This is a genomic window from Planomicrobium soli (assembly GCF_003014655.1).
GTDB classification, from domain to species: domain Bacteria; phylum Bacillota; class Bacilli; order Bacillales_A; family Planococcaceae; genus Planococcus; species Planococcus soli_B.
On record NZ_PYAT01000018.1, the window covers coordinates 1 to 24,116 of the forward strand.

Here is a 24,116-nt window from a genome sequence, read left to right on the forward strand (position 1 = left end):
ATAGGTTCGAGGTGGACGCGTGGCGACATGTGCAGCTGACGAATACTAATCGATCGAGGACTTAACCAATATTGTTTCGTTTCATCCGTCGTGTATCCAGTTTTGAACGAACAAGCCAAGAGGCGTGAAAAAAAGCCTTGCCAAACTCGACAGAGTTGGTATAATAAGACTTGTCTTTCAAAAAAACAAAGTCCAGTGATGATGGCAAAGAGGCCACACCCGTTCCCATCCCGAACACGGAAGTTAAGCTCTTTTGCGCTGATGGTAGTTGGGGGTCTCCCCCTGTGAGAGTAGGACGTCGCTGGGCAAGCCCAAAGTCATAACCGTTTCCGGTTCTGGCTTTTTTTTGCGTTGATTAAATTTTTTTGAATTACAAAAAACAAGTTTACTATAGTTTATTAGAGCAAAGGGAGTAAGTTCAGTATAATAAAACTAACTACAAACTATAAGGATGATGGTATGAAGCCGCGAAGACCATTAGTGGATGCGTTAATCAAATTTCAACAACAGCAGCCTGTTTCATTTCATGTGCCAGGACACAAACATGGAGAGCTATCGACGCTGCCAGAAGGCATGCGAAATGCCCTTGCTTATGATTTTACAGAACTTGCCGGGCTTGATGACTTTCATTATCCAGAAGAGGCGATTAAGGAAGCGGAGCAATTGCTTTCGGAAGTTTATGATACAAACCAAAGTTTCTTCTTGGTGAATGGATCGACAGTGGGAAATTTAGCGATGGTATATGCAACTTGTAGAGAAGGCGATGCAGTTATGGTGCAACGGAATTCGCATAAGTCGATTTTTCATGCTTTGGAATTGGCAAAAGCTAAACCGATATATGTTATGCCCGAATGGGACGAACAATCAAAGTCGGCTATAGGTGTGGCATTAGAAGATATTCAAGAAGCTTTGATTGAATATCCTGAAACCAAAGCAGTTATTCTAACGTATCCAAATTATTATGGAATGGGAACAGAGAATTTAGAAGAAATCATTTCCTTTTGCCATTCACAAAATATACCGGTACTGATCGATGAAGCTCACGGTGCACATTTTCAAATTGGAAGCCCTTATCCGGTTTCGGCATTAGCGTACGGCGCTGATGTAGTGGTGCATTCGGCTCATAAAACGTTGCCGGCCATGACCATGGGATCTTTTTTACATAGTAAAGGGAACTTGGTCGATCGGAAGAGAATCAAGAAATACTTAAGAATGCTGCAATCGAGCAGCCCTTCTTACCTTATCATGGCATCGCTGGATGATGCCCGCGCATTTGTGCAAAGTTACGCTCCTGAAGACATAAGGCACTTCGAGGATAAGCGCAAACAATTTGCCGAGAGTCTTTCTTCCATTCCTAATCTTGAACTATTTCAATCGAATGATCCTTTAAAACTGATGCTTCGTGTTCCTGGCTATAGCGGCTTTCGGTTACAACAATGTTTAGAAAATGTAAAAATTTATGGGGAGTTAGCCGATCCTTACCAAGTTATGCTAATCTTACCCTTACTGAAAAAAACTCAATCGTATCCGTTTGCTGAAATTCGAAGCCGTATTAAAGAGGCGGTTCAATCATTATTGAAAGAAGCACAGGAAACAATTTCAGTAAAAATGCCTGATAACCGCCAGAAAATTAGTGTGCCAGAGCTAACTTTTGAAGAAATGGATACTGAGGACCATGAATGGATTAGCTATACGAAAGCACTTGGACGAATCTCGGCTGCTATGGTCGTACCTTATCCACCAGGCATACCTTTAATCTTGCCTGGAGAGAAATGGAGCACTGCCAAACTTGAGGAATTAATGGACTACTTGGCGACAGGGGCTCAAATTCAAGGAGAGCATCGTCTAGAAGAAAAATTAATCTGTGTTCTTCCTTAATAATTGAGCGATAATTTCCAAGAAGCGGGTATATGCTATAGTATACGATATTCAAATGGATAGGATGTGGCTATAAGCATGGATCAGGAAAAGTATGCAATTGTAGATATTGGTTCAAATACGATAAGACTTGTAATATACACAAGGGATAAAAGCGGCAGGCTAGCGGAAACTGAAAATGTTAAAGCGGTAGCCCGTTTGAGAAGTTATTTATCAGCATCAGGAAAGATGGAGAAGGAAGGGATTGATGTATTGATCCAAACCCTTCAAAGCTTTCAAGAAGTGACAAGGCATCATAATTTAAAAGAAGTTAAATGTGTAGCTACAGCAGCAATTCGGCAAGCCAATAACCAAGAGGAAATTTTAGAAAAAGTAAAAGAAAAGACAGACTTCTCTATTCGGATTCTATCGGAGTACGAAGAGGCCCATTATGGCTATTTGGCAGTGGTCAACTCGATGTCGTTCGAGAATGGAATTTCCGTGGACATCGGGGGCGGCAGTACCGAACTGACCTTTTTCCAAAACCGGAAGTTAATCTATTTTTATAGCTTTCCGTTCGGAGCATTGTCCTTAAAAGAACAATTTATCAAAAGCAATACACCAACTGCCGCAGAACTCAAAACACTCAGAGCTTTCTTGAAAAAACAATTTCAAATTTTGCCATGGATCCAAAATAAAAAACTTCCTCTTATCGGCATTGGAGGAAGTGCCCGCAACATGGCACAAGTCCATCAGGAACATATTGAGTATCCATTAGCAGGAATCCATCAATACGTTATGAAAGATAAAGAAGTTCAATTGGTGAAAAACATGCTGCTTTCAATGAACTTCGCCGAAATACAAAGAGTAGAAGGCCTATCAAGAGATAGAGCGGACATCATCATTCCGGCCATTGAGGTTTTTTCCCATTTGATGCGCTGTATAGATACGGATACTTTTGCTTTAAGCAGAAAAGGTCTTCGGGATGGAGTGTTTTATGCAGAGTTGATGAAAGACTATGATGAAGGCCTCTTTCCAAGTGTGGTCGAAGAAAGTTTTCGTGATTTAGCCATCGATTATGATGTTAATTTAGAACATGCGGCTCAAGTAAGCGAAAATGCGGTTATGATTTCAAAAGAAATGGAGAAAAACAAGGCAGTTACTTTAACTCCTGAAGACATGCACTATATCCGATATGGGAGTGCAGTTTATAATTTAGGTGCTTATATCGATGCTGACGCAAGTCATCAGCATACATTTTATTTGTTGGCAAACCGTACAATTGATGGATTGCTTCATAAGGACCGACTGATTATAGCATTGATCGCTTCCTTCAAAAATAGAGAGGTGTTTAAACGTAATGCGTCTCTGTATGAAGAATGGTTTACGAAAGAAGAGCTTGCAAAATACAGTTTGTTTGGAGCAATTATTAAACTTGCATATAGTTTGAATACGACAAAGCGAGATATTGTTGAGGAGATCCAAGTGAATTTTGACGACGAAGAACTATTGCTCAAGGTTTATTGCAATAGCGATTGGACACCAGAAGAATACCAAGCGGAAAAACAGAAAAAACATCTTGAGAAACAATTGAAAAAACCGATACAGTTTCAATTTGTTGCCAGCTCCTAAAAAGAGTTTTTCCAGCTATGTGCATGAAAACAGTTAAGACGGTTAACTACTCGTAAACAAAGGATGGGGAAACTTTGAATATAGTGAAAAAAAGTACCGTTGAACTTAATAATCCTTCTTGCTATAACAATAGAGAACTTAGTTGGTTGGCATTTAATGAAAGGGTGTTGCAAGAAGCCTTGGATGAACGAAACCCTTTGCTAGAACGGTTCAAGTTTTTAGCTATTTTCAGTTCAAATTTAGATGAGTTTTTTATGGTTCGTGTTGCCGGATTGCAAGATCAAGTAAAAGTGAATTTTACGAAGCCGGAAAACAAGGCAGGGATGACGCCAAAGCAACAATTGAAAGAAATTGCACAGAAAACACATGAGTTGGTTGAACTTCAATATGATGTAATGCGAGATAAACTAGTGCCTGAAATTAAAAAAGAGGGCATCAAGCTTTTTAACATCGCTGATATAAGTAAAGAAGAACTGAAAGGCTTAGAATCCTATTTCGATGAGCAGGTCTTTCCAGTTTTAACCCCTATGGCAATCGACGCTTATCGGCCCTTTCCTATGCTGCTTAATAAAACCATAAACTTAGCGGTAGTATTAGAAGACAAAGACAAAGAGGCGGAAAACCGATACAAAACGGCAATTGTGCAAATGCCGTCTGTACTGGATCGAATGGTGCCATTGGAAGGAAAACACAGCAAAAAGCATTTTGTTCTTTTAGAAGATGTAATCGGCCATTTTATCGGAAAATTATTTCATGGATTCAAAGTGGTTACCGTATCCGTTTTCCGGATTACACGAAATGCCGATATGACCATACATGAAGAAGGCGCCCGTGATTTGCTGCAAGAAATCGAAAAGGAACTGAGAAAACGAAAATGGGGAGCAGCTGTCCGGCTAGAAATCCAACAACCAAGTTTTGATCCTACTGTTTTGTCCCACCTAATGAAAGAGCTGGAAATCGGGAAAAACGATATATATGAACTTGAAGGGCCATTAGATCTTACTTTTCTATTCAATTTCTATAAAAAACTAGAAAAAGGAAATCGGAAGCTAGTCTATGAAAACAGGATTTCTCAAATGCCGCACAATCTAGTTCCAGGTGAAAGTATTTTTGATCACGTGATCCAAGAGGATGTTTTTCTTCATCATCCTTATGATTCGTTCGAGCCAGTCATCGAGTTTGTCTCAGCAGCAGCAGATGATCCGGACGTATTGGCGATCAAGCAAACTCTATATCGGGTGAGCGGCGATTCGCCCATTATCAAAGCGCTCAAACGAGCAGCTGAAAACGGCAAACAAGTAACGGTGCTTGTGGAGCTGAAAGCGCGATTTGACGAAGAAAACAATGTGCAGTGGGCAAAAGAACTGGAACAAGCTGGCTGCCATGTGATTTACGGCATCACTCATCTGAAGACCCACAGCAAAATTACGCTAGTGGTTAGAAGAAAAGAAGATCGCATTCAGCGGTTTGTTCATTTAGGGACAGGCAATTACAATGATCAAACCGCAAAACTCTACACGGACATGAGCCTGTTTACCGCTAACAAGGAATTTGGTGTCGATGCAACTAACTTCTTCAATTATCTAAGTGGATATTCTGATAAACTAGAATTTCAACATTTGTCCGTCGCTCCATTTGGTATTCGACAAAACTTTCTGGACTTGATTGAAAAGGAAATAGAATGCCATAAAAAGTTTGGCAATGGGCGTATCATCGCCAAAATGAATTCCTTGACGGATAAAGTCATCATAAAGAAGCTATACCAAGCTTCAATAGCAGGAGTCCGCATTCAGCTGATCATCCGGGGTATCTGCTGCTTAAGGCCTGGCGTAAAAGGCATTAGCGAAAATATCCAAGTCCGGAGCATAGTAGGAAGGTTGTTGGAGCATAGCCGTATTTATTATTTTCATCAAAATGGCGAAGATAGAACCTTTTTATCGTCGGCTGATATGATGACACGCAATATGGAAAATCGAATTGAAATTTTATTTCCTGTATACGACCAGCGTATTAAAGCGCAGATTAAGCATATTTTAGAAGTTTCCTTATCGGACAACGTAAAAGCCAGGGAACAAGACAAGACCGGTGTGTATCACTATGTGAAGAGGGATAAGGAAGAACCTGAAATTGAGTGTCAGGAAGTATTGTATAGAGAAGCTTATCAAGCGGCAGAAGAAGAGGCGTAAATAACGAAAGATGCAGGCGCTGATAAAAGCACCTGCATTTTGCATTTATAACCAGTTTGAATTGCTGTATAGTTAGAGGAGTTTAAAGCCATAGGAAATTAGGTGAATGAAGAAATGAGTTATTTAATCACTTTAGAAGGCGGAGAAGGAGCCGGAAAGACCAGCGTCTCGAAACAGCTTGTCGCCTTCTTGGAACAACAAGGGCATTCGGTCGTTTCCACAAGAGAACCGGGTGGCATTGAAATTTCTGAGCAGATCCGTAAAGTCATTTTGGATCAGGACAATGTGAAAATGGATTCAAGAACGGAAGCGCTCCTCTATGCAGCTGCTAGAAGACAGCATTTAGTTGAAAAAATCATTCCGGCACTTGAAGCTGGGAAAGTGGTGCTGTGTGATCGCTATATAGACAGCAGCCTCGCTTATCAAGGACATGCAAGAGGGATTGGGATGTCCGAAATTTTCTCCATCAATAAATTTGCAATTGATAAATACATGCCGGATTTAACCTTGTACTTTGACGTTCAGCCAGAAGTAGGCTTGGCGCGGATCGAGAGAGATGGAAACCGGGAAGTAAACCGTTTGGATGTGGAATCGATGAAGTTCCATGAAGCGGTTCGGGAAGGTTACCATATGCTGATCCAACAATACCCGGATCGTATACAAGTGATTGATGCAGACAATGAAATAGATTTAGTGGTACAAGCTGCCGAAAATGCTATACTTGCTTTTATCAAAAAAAAATAAAAAAGAGCGGCTTGCTAGCAGCGGTCGTTTTTTTATGGCGACAAGTAGAAATTTAAAAATTATGGCAAGGAATACGGTGAAAATGCGTGTTCATGTTATACTTATATAGAAGAAATATAAAAAAAGGAGTGAGTGCTGATGAAACTCGTCGTAGCAGTTGTACAGGATCAAGACAGTAACCGTTTATCCAATGCTTTAACCAAAAATGATTTCCGGGCTACCAAGCTTGCCAGTACAGGAGGGTTTTTGCGCTCAGGAAATACGACCTTTTTGATTGGTGTTGACGACAGCCTCGTGCCAAAATTACTGGATTTGATCCGTGAAAATTGCCGCGCGCGTGAACAGATGGTGGCGCCTGTATCACCAATGGGCGGCAATGCGGACTCCTATATTCCATATCCTGTGGAAGTCGAAGTAGGGGGCGCCACAATTTTCGTTTTGCCTATCGAGCAATTCCATCATTTTTAATTTGCAAGAACAATAAGCAATATCTCATGCAGCCAGCAAAAGGTCTTGCGTGATACCCGTGCTCCATCCGGAACACGGGATTTTTTACAAAGACTGAAGGTGAAAATGTGCAAAAGACAATTGAAGAAATCCAAGAAATGCAGCCAGTCGTTATGAAAAGACTGCAAGGCGCCTATGAAAAAGAACGGCTGGCACATGCCTACCTTTTTGAAGGTCCAGCAGGCGCAGGAAAAAAAGAAATAACCCATTTTTTCGTTAAGCTTCTGCTATGCGAAACACCAGTAGAAAATGTTCCATGTGAAACATGTCGAAGCTGTCAACTTTACAATTCAGGGAACCATCCCAGCATCGTTTTTATCGAACCAGACGGGCAGAATATAAAAATAGATCAGATACGGGAATTGATTTTGACAATGAATAAAACCGGCTTGAATACAGGCCGTAAAATATATGTGATTCAGGAAGCAGACCGGATGAACAATTCCTCCGCCAATGCGTTGCTGAAATTTTTAGAAGAGCCAGAAATGAATGTAACAGCCATCCTGTTGACTGACCGGCTGAACGCCATTATGACAACTATTCGTTCCCGATGCCAATTGGTTTCTTTTCAGCCATTGTCCAGATCAAAACTGATGGAAAAATTGACAACTGGCGGAATGACTTTATCCATGTCTGCAACTGTCAGCATGCTGACCCAAAGTGCGGAAGAAGCGATTGAGCTCAGCTCTGACGAACATTTTGCGCAAGCCAGAAAATTAGTTTTAAAGATGGTTGAAGTAGCAGGAACGAACGTCCATGAAGCTTTATTGCTGGTCCAATCGGAGTGGCTTCCATTTTTTAAGGAAAAAGAAGATGTCGAAAGAGGGCTGGACATGTTATTATTTGCATATCGGGACATTGCTACAGTGAAAGCAGGTCTCGAAACTGTATGCACGTATCCTGATATGGAAGAAATTTGGAAGCAGATGGCGCTTCAGCGTTCATTTAGCGTATTATCTAAGCAATTGCAGGCCGTTTTGCAGGCCAAACAGCAATTGCAGCGCAACATGAACCGGACGCTGCTGATGGAGCAATTAATGCTGAATCTGCAGGAGGGGTAGCAAGTGTATAATGTAATAGGAGTCCGTTTCAAGAAAGCGGGTAAAATATATTATTTTGATCCAGGAGAATTTGTGATCGAAAAAGACGATTATGTTATCGTTGAAACAACAAGAGGCGTGGAGTACGGCAAAGTGGTTGTCCCAGTTAAATCAGTAGGGGAAAACGACGTTGTCCTGCCGCTAAAGCAAGTGGTTCGAGTAGCGAACGACCGGGATCGCCAGCAAGTAGAAGAAAATCGGACGGAAGCAGCACGGGCATTTGAACAAGGAACCGAAAAAATCGAAGAGCATCGATTGGATATGAAACTTGTAGATGTGGAGTATACATTTGACCGTAACAAAGTCATCTTTTATTTCACTGCAGAAGGGCGAGTGGATTTCCGCAACTTGGTAAAAGACTTAGCTTCAATTTTCCGCACACGCATCGAGCTGCGGCAAATCGGTGTACGCGATGAAGCAAAAATGCTCGGAGGTATCGGACCTTGTGGCAGAATGCTTTGCTGTTCAACGTTTTTGGGTGATTTTGAGCCGGTCTCCATTAAGATGGCGAAAGACCAAAATTTATCGTTGAATCCGTCAAAAATTTCTGGCTTATGCGGCCGGTTAATGTGCTGCCTGAAATACGAGAACGATGAGTACGAAACCGCTAAAAAAGAAATGCCGGATGTGGGTACACATGTATCAACTCCAGATGGCGCAGGCCGTGTGGTTGGTATGAATATTCTGGAACGAGTGTTAAAAATTCGTTTGGTTGAACAAGAGCAAACATTAGAATATACATTAGATGAAATAAGGGACCAAGGAACGAGAGCGTGAGGTGGTTTACGTGAAAGATAAAAACTTTTTGGATACAGTCATGGATTTTGAACAGCAACTCGAATCGATGCAGCAGCAATTCCGCGAATTGAAAGCAGTGGTGGCCCATACCATGGAGGAACATCACGCTTTGCAGCTTGAAAATCACCATTTGCGCACGCGTCTAGATGAGCTTCATAAAGCAGTTCCTGAAACAGCTGCTGTAGATCCAGTAAAGCTGAAGAAGGCTGCCATGGATATTGGTGAAGGTTATGATAATTTAGCGCGCTTGTATCATGAAGGGTATCATGTGTGCCATGTGCATTTTGGCAGTTCAAGAAAAGGCGACGATTGCTTGTTTTGTTTATCATTCCTGAATAAGCAGAATTGATTAGTAAAAAGAAAGGCTTCCGACACCTGGTGTGGCGGCAGCCTTTTGCTATGTAAAAGGAGTTGAGTAAATGTTATTGGATGATGAAAGACTGGATTATTTGCTGGCAGAAGACTTGCGAATCATCCAAAGTCCATCTGTGTTTTCATTTTCACTGGATGCGGTGCTGTTGGCGCGTTTTGCTTATGTTCCACTGAAGCGTGGAACCATCGTGGACCTTTGTACGGGAAATGGCGCTATTCCACTATTTTTAAGCGCCCGGACCGAATCTCGCATCATCGGTGTAGAATTGCAGGAGCGGCTCGCTAACATGGCAAGGCGCAGCATAGACTACAATGGACTGTCTCAACAAATCGAAATCATTGAAGGCGACGTAAAAAAAGCTCCATTTGAGCTTGGTTTTGAAAAATATGATGTTGTGACATGCAATCCGCCTTATTTTCCGGCGCATGAAATGAGCGATAAAAATTTGAGTGAACATATGGCCATTGCTCGCCATGAGCTTCATTTGACACTGGACGAAGCGGTCTTGGCTGCTAGCCAATTGCTAAAGCAAGGAGGCAAGGCAGCATTTGTCCATCGCTCTGGCCGGCTCATTGATTTGATTGCGGCAATGCGCGCAAATCGCCTGGAACCGAAACGCATTCGATTGGTTTATCCGAAAGCAGGAAAAGAAGCCAACACCTTGCTGATCGAAGGAATCAAAGACGGCAAACCAGATTTGAAGATTCTTCCGCCTTTGATTGTTTATGGGGAAGACGGAGAATACACAGAAGAAGTGAGAGAGCTGCTTTATGGCAACAAATGAGCATTTCTTCTACGTGCTGGAATGTATTGATGGTTCTTACTATGCCGGGTACACAAATGATCTGGAGAAACGGCTTGCTGCACACAACGCCGGTAAAGGCGCGAAATACACACGGGCAAAAGGACCAGTCAAGGTGATTCACCAGGAAACCTTTGAAACAAAACCGTTGGCTATGAAAGCGGAATATGCTTTCAAGCAATTATCAAAAACACAAAAAATCCGTTATATTGCGGAAGGAAAGAAGGGCACTTGATGAATTCCCAAAAAAGCTTTCAGGAAAAGCGGCCGACGCTTTATTTAGTTGCCACTCCCATTGGCAATTTGGAAGATATGACAATCCGTGCCCTGCGGATTTTAAAAGAAGTTGATGTGATTGCGGCGGAAGATACACGAAATACAAAACACTTATGCAATTACTTTGAGATTCAAACGAAATTGACAAGCTACCACGAACATAACCAAGAAAGCGGCGGCTTTAAAATTCTCTCTTATTTAAATGAAGGAAAATCCGTAGCATTGGTCAGCGATGCCGGTATGCCATGCATTTCCGATCCGGGTGAAGATATCGTCAAACGAGTGATTGCCGAAGGCTATCCGGTAGTACCGATTCCAGGTGCAAATGCGGCGCTTAGTGCACTGATCGTTTCCGGCATTGCACCGCAGCCGTTCTTATTTTATGGATTTGTATCGCGAAATAAAAAAGAGCGTCAGGCAGAACTTGAAAAGTTGAGCCAAAAAGAAGAAACACTCATCTTTTATGAAGCACCGCACCGCCTAAAAGAAAGCTTGAAAAGCATTCAAAAAACTTTTGGTAACGAACGCAAAATTGTTTTGGCACGAGAAGTAACTAAAAAGTTTGAGGAATTTTTAAGAGGAACTGTAGAAGAGGCTGTAGCCTGGACCGAACAAAACGAAATTCGGGGAGAGTTTTGCATTGTAATAGAAGGAAACGAATTGCCTAATCTTATTGAAAGCGAAAAATGGTGGGAATCGCTGTCGATCGAAGAGCATGTAAATGAATTAATTGAACGCAACAACTTAACTTCAAAAGAAGCGATCAAGGAAGTGTCAATCGCTCGCAATGTATCGAAACGGGAAATTTATCAAGCTTATCACATCTAAAAAACCGGAGTGCTTTAAAGCACTCCGGTTTTACTATTGAGCTTAATTTTTTAAGTTGTTTTGGATCTCTTTCATAAGCATTTCTGCGCCTTCAGGACTTAAAATCAATTTGCCACCGACAAGTTGCATGTTTTCATCAGAAACTTCTCCTGTAACTGCACAAGTCATATTCGGCAAATACTTTTTCAAGATAATTTTGTCATCATCTACATAAATTTCCAAAGCATCTTTTTCTGCGATCCCCAATGTACGGCGTAATTCGATTGGAATAACCACACGACCTAACTCGTCAACTTTACGTACAATACCTGTTGATTTCATCTAAATATCCCCCTTAAATTTTGTTTGCATTTATTCGTCAAAATTCGACATTTACCACTTCCTGTCATAAATCATACCAAGTACTGGCAATTAGGTCAATAAAAAACTATCGAAATCATAATAAAATTTCGGAATATCGCATACAAATATGCTGTAATAATGTCTTTTTCCATAATTTTTATAAAAAAATGAAAAAGGAAATATATTGAACTTTATGTGTTTCGACAGTTGAAATAAATTGTCGACAAAGAGCGATTTAAATTGAAAGATTGTACAAAATTGGCGACTTCGTTAAAATAAGAACTATACAAACAAACTGGAGGAATTTTTCGTGACTATAAAAAAAGACACTTTTTATTTGACGACACCGATTTATTATCCAAGCGGAAAATTCCACATTGGAACAGCGTATACAACGGTTGCATCTGATGCTATTGTCCGTTACAAGCGGTTAAGAGGATATGATGTCCGCTTTTTGACGGGAATGGACGAGCACGGCCAAAAAATTGAGGAAAAAGCGCAAGAAGCAGGCCTTGCTCCACAAGCGTATGTGGACGAGATGGCAGCAGCAGCAAAGAACGTATGGTCGCTGATGGATATCACTTATGACGATTTTATCCGTACAACGGAAACACGTCATAAAGAAGGCGTTGAAAAGATTTTCCAGACGTTTCTCGACAATGGGGACATATATAAAGGCGAATACGAAGGCTTGTATTGCACCCCTTGTGAATCGTTTTATACAGAAGCACAATTGGTGGACGGTAATTGTCCGGATTGCGGCCGGCCGGTCCACAAAGTAAAAGAAGAATCGTATTTCTTCAATATGAAAAAATATGCAGATCGCCTTCTTGATTATTATGAAAATCATGTGGAATTTATTGAACCTGAATCCCGCAAAAACGAAATGATCAACAACTTTATCAAACCGGGATTAGAAGATTTGTCAGTTTCCCGTACATCTTTTGATTGGGGGATTCCAGTTCCTGGAGATCCAAAACATGTTATTTATGTCTGGGTAGATGCGTTATCAAATTACATTACGTCACTCGGTTATGGTTCTGAGGACGAATCGCTATTCAACAAGTACTGGCCAGCTGATGTCCATGTAGTTGGAAAAGATATTGTCCGTTTCCATACAATTTATTGGCCGATTTTCTTGATGGCACTCGACTTGCCATTGCCGAAGAAGATTTTTGCTCACGGGTTTATCATGATGAAAGATGGCAAAATGTCGAAATCAAAAGGCAATGTTGTTTATCCGGAAATGCTTGTAGAACGCTATGGCTTGGACGCGACGCGTTATTTCCTATTACGTGAACTGCCATTCGGTTCTGATGGTGTATTTTCGCCGGAATCATTTGTAGAACGCACAAATTTCGACTTGGCAAATGACCTTGGAAACTTGTTAAATCGCACGATATCAATGATTAACAAGTATTTCGAAGGAACTATACCGCAAGTAGAGGGTTATCAAACAGACTTTGACGAAACGTTGCAGGATGTTGCTAAACAGACGATCAGCACGTACGAAGAGCATATGGAAAAGATGCAGTTCAGCATCGTTTTAAGCGAAGTATGGTCATTGATTTCAAGAACAAACAAGTACATCGATGAAACACAACCGTGGGTGTTGGCGAAAGATGAATCTTCTAAAGGACAACTTTCATCTGTGATGGCCCATCTGGCAGAAAGTCTGCGTATAACGGCTGTGATGCTTCAACCGTTTTTACCAAACGCTCCAAAGCAAATTATTGAACAGCTCGGATTAACGAGCGATCAATTGGCATGGGAGACACTAAAGAGTTTTGGCAACATTCCCGCAGGCTCAAAAGTAGTGGAAAAAGGAACGCCTATTTTCCCTCGTCTTGAAGTGGAGCCGGAAGTGACTTATATCCGGGACCAGATGCGTGGAGGCGCAGCTCCTGCAGCAGAAGAAGAGCCGGCTGCAGAAGTGGTGGAAGCTCCGGATGTTCCTGAGATTACAATTGATGAATTCATGAAAGTGGACCTTCGGGCAGCGACTGTACTTGCCTGCGAACCGGTGCCGAAAACGACAAAATTGTTGAAGCTGCAAGTGGACTTGGGTTATGAGCAACGCCAGGTGGTTTCAGGCATTGCGGAACATTATAAGCCGAATGAATTGGTTGGCAAGCGTGTTGTCGTGGTTGCTAACTTGAAACCGGTAAAATTACGCGGAGAACTTTCACAAGGTATGATTTTAGCCGGCCAAAAAGACGGATATTTGACATTGACAGCTGTTGATGAAAAATTACCAAATGGCGCTCAAATAAAATAAACTGAAAAGCAAATCAGCCTTCTCTTTAGAGGAGGCTGATTTTTTATGGGAATTTCGTATCAGAAAAAACAAGATTTTCTGCGCTTGAAATGAAAATAACATCTTTTGTTATACAAATGTAATGTTTATGTGAAGAAAGAAACAGGTCAAACCATTAAAATAGATTTTAATGTGAGGAGAATGATGAATGTTTATCGATACCCATGTGCATTTAAATGCAGACCAATATGATGAAGATTTAACAGAAGTCATTGAACGGGCAAGAGAAAATAACGTAGCAAAAATGGTGGTCATCGGTTTTGACCGCAAAACAATAGAACGCGCAATGGCGCTTGCAGAAAAGTACGAGTTTATCTATGCAGTTGTTGGTTGGCATCCTGTTGATGCTATCGACTGCACAGAAGAGGACTTAACGTGGGTTGAAGAGTTGTCGGCTCACCCGAAAGTAGTAGGAATCGGCGAAACAGGCTTGGATTATTACTGGGACAAATCTCCGAAAGAGATTCAACAAGAAGTATTCCGCAAACAGATCCGCCTCGCAAAACGAGTGAACTTGCCTATTATTATCCACAACCGAGATGCAACTGAAGATGTTTTGCGCATTTTAAGAGAAGAAGATGCGAAATCAATAGGTGGCGTTATGCATTGCTTCGGCGGCAGTGTAGAAACTGCACGCGAAAGCATTGCGATGAATTTTATGATTTCGCTCGGTGGACCGGTAACGTTCAAAAATGCCAAACAGCCTAAAAAGGTCGCAGAGATGATTTCGCTTGATCATTTAATGATTGAGACAGATGCTCCTTACTTGGCGCCCCATCCTTACCGAGGAAAACGCAACGAGCCATCATATGTGCCGCTTGTTGCTGAAGAAATTGCCCGGTTGAAGGGAATTACAATAGAAGAAGTGGCTAAGGCTACAACACGCAATGCCGAGAAATTTTTCAAGTTATCGTAAAAAGTGACAAAATGGGAAATACTCGTATAAGTTGACACCTTGAATTTGGAGCTATACAATCACACAGGTGAATGAAGGAGGAGTTATTTTGTCAAGAGAAGCAAATAATAGTAAAGCTGCAAAATCTTTCAAAGGCAAGTCGCTAGTCGCTACTATCATTACTGTTTTGATGTTTGCAGCTGTATTAACTTTCGCTATATATGAAGGTACAAAGAATACAATTACGATAACCGCTAATGGCCAGACTAAAGAAGTCAAAACCCATGCGAAAACAGTAGGGGAATTTCTAAAAGAGCAAGAAATCAAAGTAACTGAGGACGATTACTTGAGCCAATCGGCAAGCGCATCAATCGAAGGGGATACCAAGATTGAATGGGACGAAGCAGAACAGTATACCGTGACGGTAGACGGGGAAACCAAGACTGCGCGTACTACTAAAAATACCGTAGCTGATATTTTAGCTAAAGCTGAAATTGAAGTAACAGAACATGATAAAGTTTCACCTGCATTAAAAGAAGAAGTAGATGAGGACACGGCAATATCTGTAGACAAAGCATTCGAGGTCACGCTCTTAGATGGTTTGGAAAAGAAAAAAGCATGGTCCACTTCGACTACGGTCGCTGACTTTTTAAAACAGCAGAAAGTCTCTTTAAGCGAACTTGACCGAGTTGAAAAAGGAATGGACGAAAAGGTCCTTCCAAATTCTGAGGTCAAAATTGTTCGTGTAGAAAAGGTCACCGATGTAGTTGAAGATTCTGTGAAATTTGCAGCTGAAACGAAGAAAGATTCTTCTCTTTTAAAAGGGGAAGAAAAAATCGTGCAAAAAGGTGAAAAAGGCGTTGTTAAAAAAACATACGCAGTTGTAAAAGAAAACGGCAAGGAAGTAAAACGGGATTTGAAAAAAGAGAAAGTTGTCAAAGAACCGAAAAAACAAATTACCGCAGTCGGAACTAAAGTGGTGGTAGCTGCTGTATCACGCGGCAAAGATACAACTCGTGCAACGAAAAAAGAAGCAGCGCAAGAAAAGACTGTAAAAGCATCTGCATCTGTTAAAAAAGCAGAACCTAAGGCAGAGAAAGCATCCGAGCCGGCGGGCAAAGAGCTGATTGTTTCTGCTACAGCTTATACTGCTAGTTGTGCAGGCTGTTCAGGTATTACGGCAACAGGCATTAACTTAAAATCAAATCCAGGCCTTAAAGTGATTGCTGTAGATCCAAGTGTCATTCCTCTTGGCTCAAAAGTTTGGGTTGAAGGCTATGGCCACGCTATTGCAGGTGACACAGGCGGAGCGATTAAAGGAAATAAAATCGACTTGTTCATAGCTGACCAATCAGCAGCGCTTGCATTTGGCCGCAAACAAGTAAAAATCAAAATACTCAATTAATCTGATAAACAAAAAAGCTTTCTTGGGAACTCCCAGGAAAGCTTTTTCTTTTTACAGGATTGCTGGGCACCGTGTAGAATAAAACGTAATGTTTGGAAGTGAGGATGACGAATGAAAATAAGTGAAATTATAGTCGTCGAAGGCAAAGACGATACGGTCGCAGTTAAGCGTGCCGTAGAAGCCGATACAATTGAGACTAATGGATCTGCTATATCAGCGGAAACGTTACAGCGAATTGCGCATGCCCAGCAAAAGCGGGGAGTGATTGTTTTTACCGATCCGGATTATCCGGGAAGACGAATCCGTGCTATTATTGAAGAACATGTGCCTGCAGTCAAGCATGCGTTTTTGGCGAAAGAAAAGACGATTGCCAAGAACGGCAAAGGGCTTGGAATAGAACACGCTTGCGATAGTGACATTCGAGAAGCTCTCTCAAAGGTTTACACGCCTCTTGAAAAAAAGATGGCTGTTGAAATCACGATGGAAGATTTAATCGATGCCCGTTTAGTTGCTCATCCGCAAGCAAAGCAACGTAGGACACAATTAGGGAATATGCTTCAAATTGGTTATACCAACGGAAAACAGCTGCAAAAACGGCTCCGTATGTTTGGCATTTCCCAAAGCCAATTTATCGAAGCAATTCATGCAATCAACCAGGAGGAACGTTCATGACTAAAGATATTGCCACGCCAATACGTACTCAAGAAATAATGGCAAAACACGGATTGACTGTAAAAAAAAGCTTAGGGCAGAACTTTTTGATCGATCCTAATATTTTGCGCAAAATAGTTGGCCAAGCAAAATTAACAAAACAATCTGCGGCCATCGAAGTAGGGCCGGGCATCGGTGCATTGACGGAGCATTTGGCTAGAGAAGCTGGTAAAGTACTGGCTTTTGAAATTGATCAGCGTTTATTGCCGGTGCTTGAAGATACGCTTTCTCCGTATGACAACATTTCCATCATCCATTCGGACATTTTAAAAGCGGACGTCGAAGCGGCCATAAAGAAAGAGTTAGCCGGTTATGAAGACATTATGGTGGTGGCTAATTTACCTTATTACGTGACGACGCCCATCATCTTAAAACTTCTGCTTGAGAATTTGCCGATTAGAGGGTTGGTGGTCATGCTTCAGAAAGAAGTAGCGGAGCGGATTACAGCGAAGCCAGGAACTAAAGCATACGGCTCTCTGTCTATTGCTATTCAATACTATACAGAAGCGGAAATGGCCTTGACGGTGCCAAAATCAGTCTTTCTTCCACAGCCGAATGTTGATTCTGCCGTAATCCGGATGATTAAGCGGCCTCAGCCGTTAGTAGAAGTCATCGATGAAGATTTCTTCTTTACAGTAACGCGCAGTTCATTTGCCCAACGCCGAAAAACCATCTTGAATAATTTGCAGGTGGGCATGCCGGAAGGCAAAGCAAAGAAAGACTTGATCTTAAAGGCCTTGGAAGAAGCAGAAATCGATCCGGCGCGGCGCGGAGAAACCTTATCTATCGAAGAGTTTGGACTTTTGGCAAATAAACTGCACGCTTATTTCCGTTAAACGTTCAGTTTTTATGGCAAGTCTGTCATACACCTCAAACTATAGAGATATTTCGGATAAAAAAATATTGACATCTCCTATAGGGCGCTGATAAAATTATAAATTTATTTTGACTTATTACTTGATCTATGGTAGAGTTTGTCTATAGTGAGGTGTAGACAAGATGCCCAAAACTTTGGCGGATATTAAAAAATCGTTGGATCTACATGTAGGAAAACGATTGCTTTTGAAGGCAAACGGAGGACGCAAGAAAACGGTCGAACGCAGTGGAATTTTGCGCGAAACGTATCACTCCGTGTTCGTGATTGAACTAGATCAAGATGAGCATGCATTTGAACGTGTGTCTTACAGCTACGCAGACATTTTAACAGAAGCAGTAGAAATTACTGTAGAAGAAGGAACAGCAGACGAACTTGTTGTTAGATAATGAACTTTATTTTTATATTTTTTAAAACTCATGAGCTGTTATTTTAACAGAATGTGGGTTTTTTTGTTTCTTCTCTCCATTTCGCCCCAATTCCTCGCATTGTGTTAAAATAGTCTTCATTAGACTATAAAAGGAGGCAGTGGGATGCTCTACGTGAAGGCGCCTGCCAAAATCAATTTAACATTGGACGTGCTGTATAAACGTCCAGACAATTACCATGAAATTGAAATGATTATGACGACTGTTGATTTGTCAGACCGCATTGGACTGATGGGGACGGCAAAAGGCATACATATTGAATCGGCTGACCGCTTTGTACCCAATGATTCCCGCAATTTGGCTTACCAAGCAGCTCAGCTCATCAAGGATACATTTAATATATCAACAGGTGTCATCATTCATTTAGACAAACAAATTCCTGTGGCTGCCGGACTTGCCGGCGGAAGCAGCGACGCAGCAGCAACGCTAAAAGGGTTGAACAAGTTATGGCAGCTGAATTTGTCATTAGATGAATTAGCGGAACTGGGCGCTAAAATCGGCTCTGATGTTTCTTTTTGCGTGTATGGGGGAACTGCTCTGGCAAAAGGGCGAGGGGAAATTATTCAAGAATTGCCCGCACCGCCAAATTGTTGGGTCATTTTGGCGAAGCCGACGATTGGAGTCTCTACTGCTGACGTATACGGTGCATTTGATCCCGTAAAGGCAGAACATCCAAACACGCAGGAAATGATTAAAGCGCTCCAGACGGGTGACTATGATGCCATGTGTTCCAATCTTGGCAACGCATTGGAAAGTGTAACATTGAATCTTTATCCGGAAGTTTCACAGATTAAAGAACAGATGAAAAAGTTCGGCGCTGACGCTGTGTTGATGAGTGGCAGCGGACCTACTGTATTCGGCCTGGTTCATCAAGAAGCTCGCATTCCCCGAATTTATAATGGGTTAAGAGGATTTTGCTCAGAAGTTTACGCCGTCCGCCTTATTGGTGAACGGGATTCTCTTGCTTAAACACGTATATTTATGGTAAGTTTTCATTAAATTATTCGTGTTTAGGAGAGTGCAAGATGAAGTGGAAACGAAGCGAACGGTTAGTTGACATGACGCATTATTTGTTGGAACACCCACATAAACTAATTCCGCTTACATATTTCTCGGATTTATATCAATCTGCCAAGTCATCGATAAGTGAAGACTTGGGAATTGTAAAGGAAACGTTTGAAGAAAAAGGCATCGGCTTGCTGTTGACCGTACCGGGAGCGGCAGGCGGGGTAAAGTATGTACCTAAACTTCATGTGGAAGAAATTAAGACCATTGTAAAAGAATTGATGGATGATTTAAGCCACTCCGATCGGTTATTGCCTGGCGGCTATCTGTATATGACGGACGTACTCGGCAATCCAAGTATGATGAATCGTGTTGGCAAGGTGTTTGCTTCCGCGTTTGCCAATGAGAAAATTGACGTTATTATGACAGTGGCAACAAAAGGAATTCCGATTGCCCATGCAATTGCCCGCCACCTAAACGTTCCAGTCGTTATAGTTAGACGGGACAGCAAAGTGACGGAAGGGTCTACTGTCAGCATCAATTATGTATCTGGTTCGTCTCGGCGTATCCAGACAATGGTATTGTCCAAGCGCAGCATGAAAAGCGGTCAGCGCGTGCTGATTACGGATGATTTCATGAAGGTTGGCGGAACGATGAACGGCATGAAAAACCTGCTTGAAGAATTCGAATGCACGCTTGCCGGCGTTGCTGTATTAGTGGAAGCAGAACATGCGGACGAACGGCTGGTCGAAAATTATTTATCACTCATTAAATTGCATGAAGTAAGCGAAAAAGAACGTACCATTGCTTTAGAAGAAGGAAACTATTTTTCTAATGGAGGGATTTAAGATGAAATATGTAGCTACAGACAAAGCACCAGCAGCAATCGGGCCTTACTCACAAGGAATCGTCGCGGGAGACTTGTTTTACAGCTCGGGCCAAATACCGTTGACGCCATCTGGCGATCTTGTTCTAGGAACCATTGAAGACCAAGCGCATCAAGTGTTCGCCAATTTGAAAGCCGTCCTGGCAGAAGCAGGTTCTTCACTTGATCAAGTGGTGAAAGCAACAGTATTTATCAAGAACATGGATGATTTCGCCTTGTTGAATGAAGTCTATGCAACTTATTTTGGGGACCATAAACCGGCTCGGTCAACTGTGGAAGTGGCGCGCCTGCCGAAAGATGCAAAAGTAGAAATTGAAGTAATCGCAAAAGTAGTAAACTAAACCGCCTATTAGGCGGTTTTATTTTTAGGTCTGTTAATTAAATTTTCTAATAAATTTTGTAATTTATGAAGGAGATTAGTCCTTTGTGACGAATACCATACAGAGCTTCATAAAATTACATCCTGGGGAGTGGTGAGAAGAAATGGAAGTAACCGATGTGAGATTAAGGCGCGTACAGACAGATGGCCGCATGAGAGCAATCGCTTCTATCACATTAGACAATGAGTTTGTGGTGCATGATATTCGAGTAATTGATGGCAATGAGGGGCTGTTTGTAGCAATGCCAAGCAAACGGACACCAGACGGAGAATTTCGTGATATTGCCCATCCGATTAATTCCGGTACAAGGAGCAAACTTCAAGAAGCTGTTTTAACTGCATATGAACAAAGTGAAAATGATCCGGTTTTTGAGGAAGCCGGCGTTTAACACTTGCAACTTAAAGAGCCTTCTGCGAAAAATAGGGCTCTTTTTTTATGGCCTTGCCGTAATGTTAAGGCAATGTCATACCCTAGAATCTTGAATTGTCAAGGTTTTTCCGCTATAGTCAATAAGGAAATGTTAATCGTTAATTACTAATTAGTTAAGTTGCCACGATAAAGGTTTAGGATAAAAAATTAGGTGATGGAGGTCAAGGAATGAATACATATGCAGTAATTTTAGCAGCAGGACAAGGGACGCGCATGAAGTCAAAACTCTATAAGGTGCTTCACCCGGTATGTGGAACACCAATGGTTGAACATGTAACGGAAAACGTCAGCCAGCTCGGCGTTGAAAAAATTGTTACGATTGTCGGCCACGGTGCTGAAAAAGTTCAAGAGCAGTTAGGTGCTAAAAGCGAGTACGCGTTGCAAGCTGAACAGCTTGGTACAGCTCATGCAGTTCAGCAAGCAGCTTCGTTGATTGAAGGGCAAGCGGGAACAACATTGGTGGTTTGCGGAGATACACCGCTTATTCGTCCAGAAACGATGCAGGCATTGCTTGACCACCATCATGCAACAGGAGCAAAGGCGACGATTTTGACCGCTATCGCTGACAACCCGACAGGATATGGCCGGATTTTGCGCAACGAAGCGGGAAGTGTTAAACGGATCGTTGAACAAAAAGATGCATCAGCCGAAGAGCAGCTAGTTACCGAAATCAACACCGGAACGTATTGCTTTGACAACGAATCTCTTTTCGAAGCGCTTAAACTGGTATCCAACGATAATGTGCAAGGCGAATATTATTTGCCGGACGTTATTGAAATTCTGCAAAAACAAGGCGAAACCGTTGCTGCGTTTGCAACTGACAGTTTTGAGGAAACGCTTGGCGTCAATGACCGGGTAGCGTTGAGTGAGGCTGAACGCATTATGCGCGCACGCATTGCTGAAAAACATATGCGTGCTGGCGTATCAATTATCGACCCAGCGTCTACGTATATTAGTGCACAGGCAGAAATCGGCAGAGACACAGTTCTTCAGCCGAACGTCATGATCGAAGGCAATACGAAAATTGGGGAAGATTGCTTTATTTCTTCGGGTACGACCGTTTCCAATAGCGTTATTGGAAATCGCACAAGCATCCGTTCGTCTCATGTCTACGACAGCACAGTTGGCGAAGACGTTGCAGTAGGGCCGTTTGCTCACCTTCGTCCTCAAAGCAACTTAGGCAATGATGTGAAAATCGGCAATTTTGTTGAAGTGAAAAAAGCATCCCTTGGCAATAACAGCAAAGTCTCCCATTTGAGTTATATCGGCGATGCAGAAGTTGGTACTAACGTTAATATCGGCTGCGGCACTATCACTGTTAATTACGATGGTAAAAATAAATACCAGACGACTATTGAAGATGATTCATTTATCGGCTGCAACTCAAACCTGATTGCACCTGTTACCATCGGCAAAGGCTCTTATGTAGCTGCAGGGTCCACTATTTCGAAGAACGTACCAAGTGATGCATTGGCTATTGCACGGGCTCGCCAGGAAAACAAAGAAGGCTATGTTACGAAATTAAACGGGAAAAAATAGGAGGGCTCACACTCGATGAGTTATCAAAATATTGACGATAAGTTGAAAATCTTTTCATTGAATTCGAATCCGCAGCTTGCAGAAGAAATTGCGCAAAACGTAGGCATACCGCTTGGGAAATGCTCTGTAACAAAGTTCAGCGATGGTGAAATCCAAATTAATATTGAAGAAAGTATTCGGGGATGCGATGTATTTATCGTGCAATCGACTTCTGAACCGGTTAATGAAAACTTGATGGAGCTATTGATTATGGTAGATGCGGTTAAGCGCGCATCTGCCCGTACAGTCAACGTAGTAATTCCCTATTACGGCTATGCGCGCCAAGATCGTAAGGCCCGTTCACGTGAACCGATTACTGCAAAACTTGTTGCAAATTTGTTAGAGACAGCGGGAGTGACGCGTGCAATTGTTTTAGATCTGCATGCGCCTCAAATTCAAGGATTTTTTGATATTTTGATTGACCATTTATTAGCAGTTCCTCTTCTTTCTGAATATTTTATAAAGGATAGCGGCATTGATTTGTCTGATGTCATCATCGTTTCACCAGACCATGGCGGAGTAACACGTGCCCGGAAAATGGCGGATCGTCTAAAAGCGCCAATCGCCATTATCGATAAACGCCGTCCACGTCCGAATGTGGCAGAAGTGATGAACATTATCGGAAATGTTGAAGGCAAAACCGCCATTATTATTGATGATATCATTGATACCGCAGGCACAATGTCACTTGCTGCCGGCGCCCTTATTAAAAGCGGGGCGAAAGAAGTCTATGCATGCTCCACCCACCCAGTTTTATCAGGCCCAGCGGTTGACCGCATCAACGATTCCGTCATTAAGGAATTAGTTATCACGAATTCTATCGCTTTACCGGACTATAAAAAATCTCCAAAAATCAAGCAGCTGTCTGTAGCAAAGTTGTTGGCTGAAACAATTGTCCGCGTACACGAACAAAAATCCGTCAGCACACTTTTCGATTGATCTTTTAGACCCACTGCATCTTTTACATGTTTGTTTTTTGAGGGTTAGGGTATTTATCCATTATGTACTTAATTAATGGAGGGTGACCTAAATGACTGGAAAAATAACTGCACAAAAACGAGAAACTGGAAAACCGCATTCTGTATTGACTGATTTGCGAGGAAAAGGTGAGGTTCCGGGCGTAGTATACGGCTACCAAGTAGAAACTACACCGATATCGGTCTCTGAAATTGATTTGATCAAAACGTTGCGTGAATCTGGACGCAACGGTGTCATCAGTTTGGAAGTAGAAGGAAAAGCAACCAATGTGGTATTAAGCGATTACCAGATGGATGCATTAAAAGGAAGTTTCAAACATGTCGATTTTCTGGCAGTCAATATGTCCGAAGAATTGGAAGTGGCAGCAGCAGTCCATACAATTGGAGAATCTGCTGGTGAAAAAGAAAACGGCGTCTTGAACCAGCCAAATCGTGAAGTGACGATTAAGGCAAAACCAGCGGATATTCCAGATGCTTTGGAGATTGACGTGACAAACTTGTCAATTGGAGAGCACATTACAGTAGGGGATATTCGCGGAACAGTAGCATATGAAATTTTAGAAGATGACGATTTCATCTTAGTTTCTATCACAGCACCGCGTACAGATGAAGAACTTGAGAGCCTTGAAACGCCAACTGACGAAGGCGCTGAGCCGGAAGTAATCGGTGATGAGGCTGCAGACAAAGAAAACGAAGCATAAATAACACAAAGAAATAAGGGGCTGTCAGTTGACAGTCCCTATTTTTTTGTTTAACAGGCCCTTGTGGTAAAATAGAAAGCAGCGA

At 42.0% G+C, this 24,116-nt stretch carries 25 protein-coding genes and 1 rRNA gene; 25 read left to right on the forward strand and 1 reads right to left on the reverse strand.

Going from position 1 to position 24,116, the window contains the following annotated elements:
* Positions 1–191 precede the first annotated feature (191 nt).
* The 12 genes from rrf (at position 192) to rsmI (ending at position 11,103) form a co-directional block, all read left to right on the forward strand.
* Positions 192–307: ribosomal RNA gene (gene rrf, locus B0H99_RS15880) — 5S ribosomal RNA — on the forward strand.
* Positions 308–459: 152 nt separating this feature from the next.
* Positions 460–1,878: an aminotransferase class I/II-fold pyridoxal phosphate-dependent enzyme gene (locus tag B0H99_RS15885; protein WP_106534667.1), complete on the forward strand. Its 1,419-nt coding sequence runs from the start codon at positions 460–462 to the stop codon at positions 1,876–1,878.
* A 78-nt stretch (positions 1,879–1,956) separates the two neighbouring features.
* Positions 1,957–3,489, forward strand: a complete 1,533-nt coding sequence (gene ppx / locus B0H99_RS15890; RefSeq protein ID WP_106534668.1) for an exopolyphosphatase — start codon at positions 1,957–1,959, stop codon at positions 3,487–3,489.
* A 74-nt stretch (positions 3,490–3,563) separates the two neighbouring features.
* Positions 3,564–5,675, forward strand: coding sequence for an RNA degradosome polyphosphate kinase (locus tag B0H99_RS15895; protein ID WP_106534669.1), 2,112 nt, complete (start codon positions 3,564–3,566; stop codon positions 5,673–5,675).
* 114 nt (positions 5,676–5,789) lie between these two features.
* Complete coding sequence (gene tmk / locus B0H99_RS15900; RefSeq protein WP_106534670.1) at positions 5,790–6,419, forward strand: dTMP kinase; 630 nt, start codon at positions 5,790–5,792, stop codon at positions 6,417–6,419.
* Between the two features lie 138 nt (positions 6,420–6,557).
* On the forward strand, positions 6,558–6,887 hold the full coding sequence (locus tag B0H99_RS15905) for a cyclic-di-AMP receptor (RefSeq protein ID WP_106534671.1): 330 nt from the start codon (positions 6,558–6,560) through the stop codon (positions 6,885–6,887).
* A 107-nt stretch (positions 6,888–6,994) separates the two neighbouring features.
* Positions 6,995–7,987: a DNA polymerase III subunit delta' gene (holB, locus tag B0H99_RS15910; RefSeq protein ID WP_106534672.1), complete on the forward strand. Its 993-nt coding sequence runs from the start codon at positions 6,995–6,997 to the stop codon at positions 7,985–7,987.
* A 3-nt stretch (positions 7,988–7,990) separates the two neighbouring features.
* Positions 7,991–8,803, forward strand: a complete 813-nt coding sequence (locus tag B0H99_RS15915; RefSeq protein ID WP_106534673.1) for a PSP1 domain-containing protein — start codon at positions 7,991–7,993, stop codon at positions 8,801–8,803.
* Positions 8,804–8,813: 10 nt separating this feature from the next.
* Positions 8,814–9,173 (forward strand): DNA replication initiation control protein YabA, encoded by a 360-nt coding sequence (gene yabA / locus B0H99_RS15920; RefSeq protein WP_106534674.1) that lies wholly within the window; start codon positions 8,814–8,816, stop codon positions 9,171–9,173.
* A 70-nt stretch (positions 9,174–9,243) separates the two neighbouring features.
* The gene (locus B0H99_RS15925; RefSeq protein WP_106534675.1) at positions 9,244–9,981 is read left to right on the forward strand and encodes a tRNA1(Val) (adenine(37)-N6)-methyltransferase; all 738 of its coding nucleotides are present in this window, start codon (positions 9,244–9,246) and stop codon (positions 9,979–9,981) included.
* On the forward strand, positions 9,968–10,234 hold the full coding sequence (locus tag B0H99_RS15930; RefSeq protein WP_106534676.1) for a GIY-YIG nuclease family protein: 267 nt from the start codon (positions 9,968–9,970) through the stop codon (positions 10,232–10,234). The genes B0H99_RS15925 and B0H99_RS15930 overlap by 14 nt, the downstream gene beginning before the upstream one ends.
* Complete coding sequence (gene rsmI / locus B0H99_RS15935; RefSeq protein WP_106534677.1) at positions 10,234–11,103, forward strand: 16S rRNA (cytidine(1402)-2'-O)-methyltransferase; 870 nt, start codon at positions 10,234–10,236, stop codon at positions 11,101–11,103. Before B0H99_RS15930 ends, rsmI begins: the two co-directional genes overlap by 1 nt.
* A 42-nt stretch (positions 11,104–11,145) precedes the next feature.
* Here rsmI and B0H99_RS15940 read toward each other — a convergent pair whose 3' ends face one another.
* Positions 11,146–11,424 carry a transition state genes transcriptional regulator AbrB gene (locus tag B0H99_RS15940; RefSeq protein WP_106534678.1) on the reverse strand — a complete coding sequence of 93 codons (279 nt, stop codon included), beginning with the start codon at positions 11,422–11,424 and terminating at the stop codon, positions 11,146–11,148.
* A 331-nt stretch (positions 11,425–11,755) separates the two neighbouring features.
* On the opposite strand from B0H99_RS15940, the gene metG reads away from it, so the two are divergent.
* The 13 genes from metG to B0H99_RS16005 all read left to right on the forward strand — a co-directional run bounded on the left by metG (position 11,756) and on the right by B0H99_RS16005 (position 24,031).
* Positions 11,756–13,723: a methionine--tRNA ligase gene (metG, locus tag B0H99_RS15945; RefSeq protein WP_106534679.1), complete on the forward strand. Its 1,968-nt coding sequence runs from the start codon at positions 11,756–11,758 to the stop codon at positions 13,721–13,723.
* A gap of 187 nt (positions 13,724–13,910) precedes the next feature.
* Positions 13,911–14,678 (forward strand): TatD family hydrolase, encoded by a 768-nt coding sequence (locus B0H99_RS15950; RefSeq protein WP_106534680.1) that lies wholly within the window; start codon positions 13,911–13,913, stop codon positions 14,676–14,678.
* Between the two features lie 88 nt (positions 14,679–14,766).
* On the forward strand, positions 14,767–16,062 hold the full coding sequence (locus tag B0H99_RS18175; protein ID WP_106534681.1) for a G5 and 3D domain-containing protein: 1,296 nt from the start codon (positions 14,767–14,769) through the stop codon (positions 16,060–16,062).
* Between the two features lie 111 nt (positions 16,063–16,173).
* The gene (gene rnmV / locus B0H99_RS15960) at positions 16,174–16,734 is read left to right on the forward strand and encodes a ribonuclease M5 (protein ID WP_106534682.1); all 561 of its coding nucleotides are present in this window, start codon (positions 16,174–16,176) and stop codon (positions 16,732–16,734) included.
* On the forward strand, positions 16,731–17,609 hold the full coding sequence (gene rsmA / locus B0H99_RS15965) for a 16S rRNA (adenine(1518)-N(6)/adenine(1519)-N(6))-dimethyltransferase RsmA (protein ID WP_106534683.1): 879 nt from the start codon (positions 16,731–16,733) through the stop codon (positions 17,607–17,609). Before rnmV ends, rsmA begins: the two co-directional genes overlap by 4 nt.
* Positions 17,610–17,772: 163 nt before the next feature.
* On the forward strand, positions 17,773–18,036 hold the full coding sequence (gene veg, locus B0H99_RS15970; protein ID WP_106534684.1) for a biofilm formation stimulator Veg: 264 nt from the start codon (positions 17,773–17,775) through the stop codon (positions 18,034–18,036).
* Positions 18,037–18,180: 144 nt separating this feature from the next.
* Positions 18,181–19,044, forward strand: a complete 864-nt coding sequence (ispE, locus tag B0H99_RS15975; RefSeq protein WP_106534685.1) for a 4-(cytidine 5'-diphospho)-2-C-methyl-D-erythritol kinase — start codon at positions 18,181–18,183, stop codon at positions 19,042–19,044.
* A 56-nt stretch (positions 19,045–19,100) separates the two neighbouring features.
* Positions 19,101–19,928, forward strand: coding sequence for a pur operon repressor (purR, locus tag B0H99_RS15980; protein WP_106534686.1), 828 nt, complete (start codon positions 19,101–19,103; stop codon positions 19,926–19,928).
* 1 nt (position 19,929) lies between these two features.
* Complete coding sequence (locus B0H99_RS15985) at positions 19,930–20,307, forward strand: RidA family protein (RefSeq protein WP_106534687.1); 378 nt, start codon at positions 19,930–19,932, stop codon at positions 20,305–20,307.
* A 142-nt stretch (positions 20,308–20,449) separates the two neighbouring features.
* A complete protein-coding gene (gene spoVG / locus B0H99_RS15990; protein WP_106534688.1) occupies positions 20,450–20,734 on the forward strand; it encodes a septation regulator SpoVG in 285 nt (94 codons plus the stop codon).
* Between the two features lie 209 nt (positions 20,735–20,943).
* Positions 20,944–22,314 (forward strand): bifunctional UDP-N-acetylglucosamine diphosphorylase/glucosamine-1-phosphate N-acetyltransferase GlmU, encoded by a 1,371-nt coding sequence (gene glmU / locus B0H99_RS15995; RefSeq protein ID WP_106534689.1) that lies wholly within the window; start codon positions 20,944–20,946, stop codon positions 22,312–22,314.
* 15 nt (positions 22,315–22,329) lie between these two features.
* Complete coding sequence (locus B0H99_RS16000; protein ID WP_106534690.1) at positions 22,330–23,292, forward strand: ribose-phosphate diphosphokinase; 963 nt, start codon at positions 22,330–22,332, stop codon at positions 23,290–23,292.
* A 91-nt stretch (positions 23,293–23,383) separates the two neighbouring features.
* Complete coding sequence (locus B0H99_RS16005; protein WP_106534691.1) at positions 23,384–24,031, forward strand: 50S ribosomal protein L25/general stress protein Ctc; 648 nt, start codon at positions 23,384–23,386, stop codon at positions 24,029–24,031.
* Positions 24,032–24,116 lie beyond the last annotated feature (85 nt).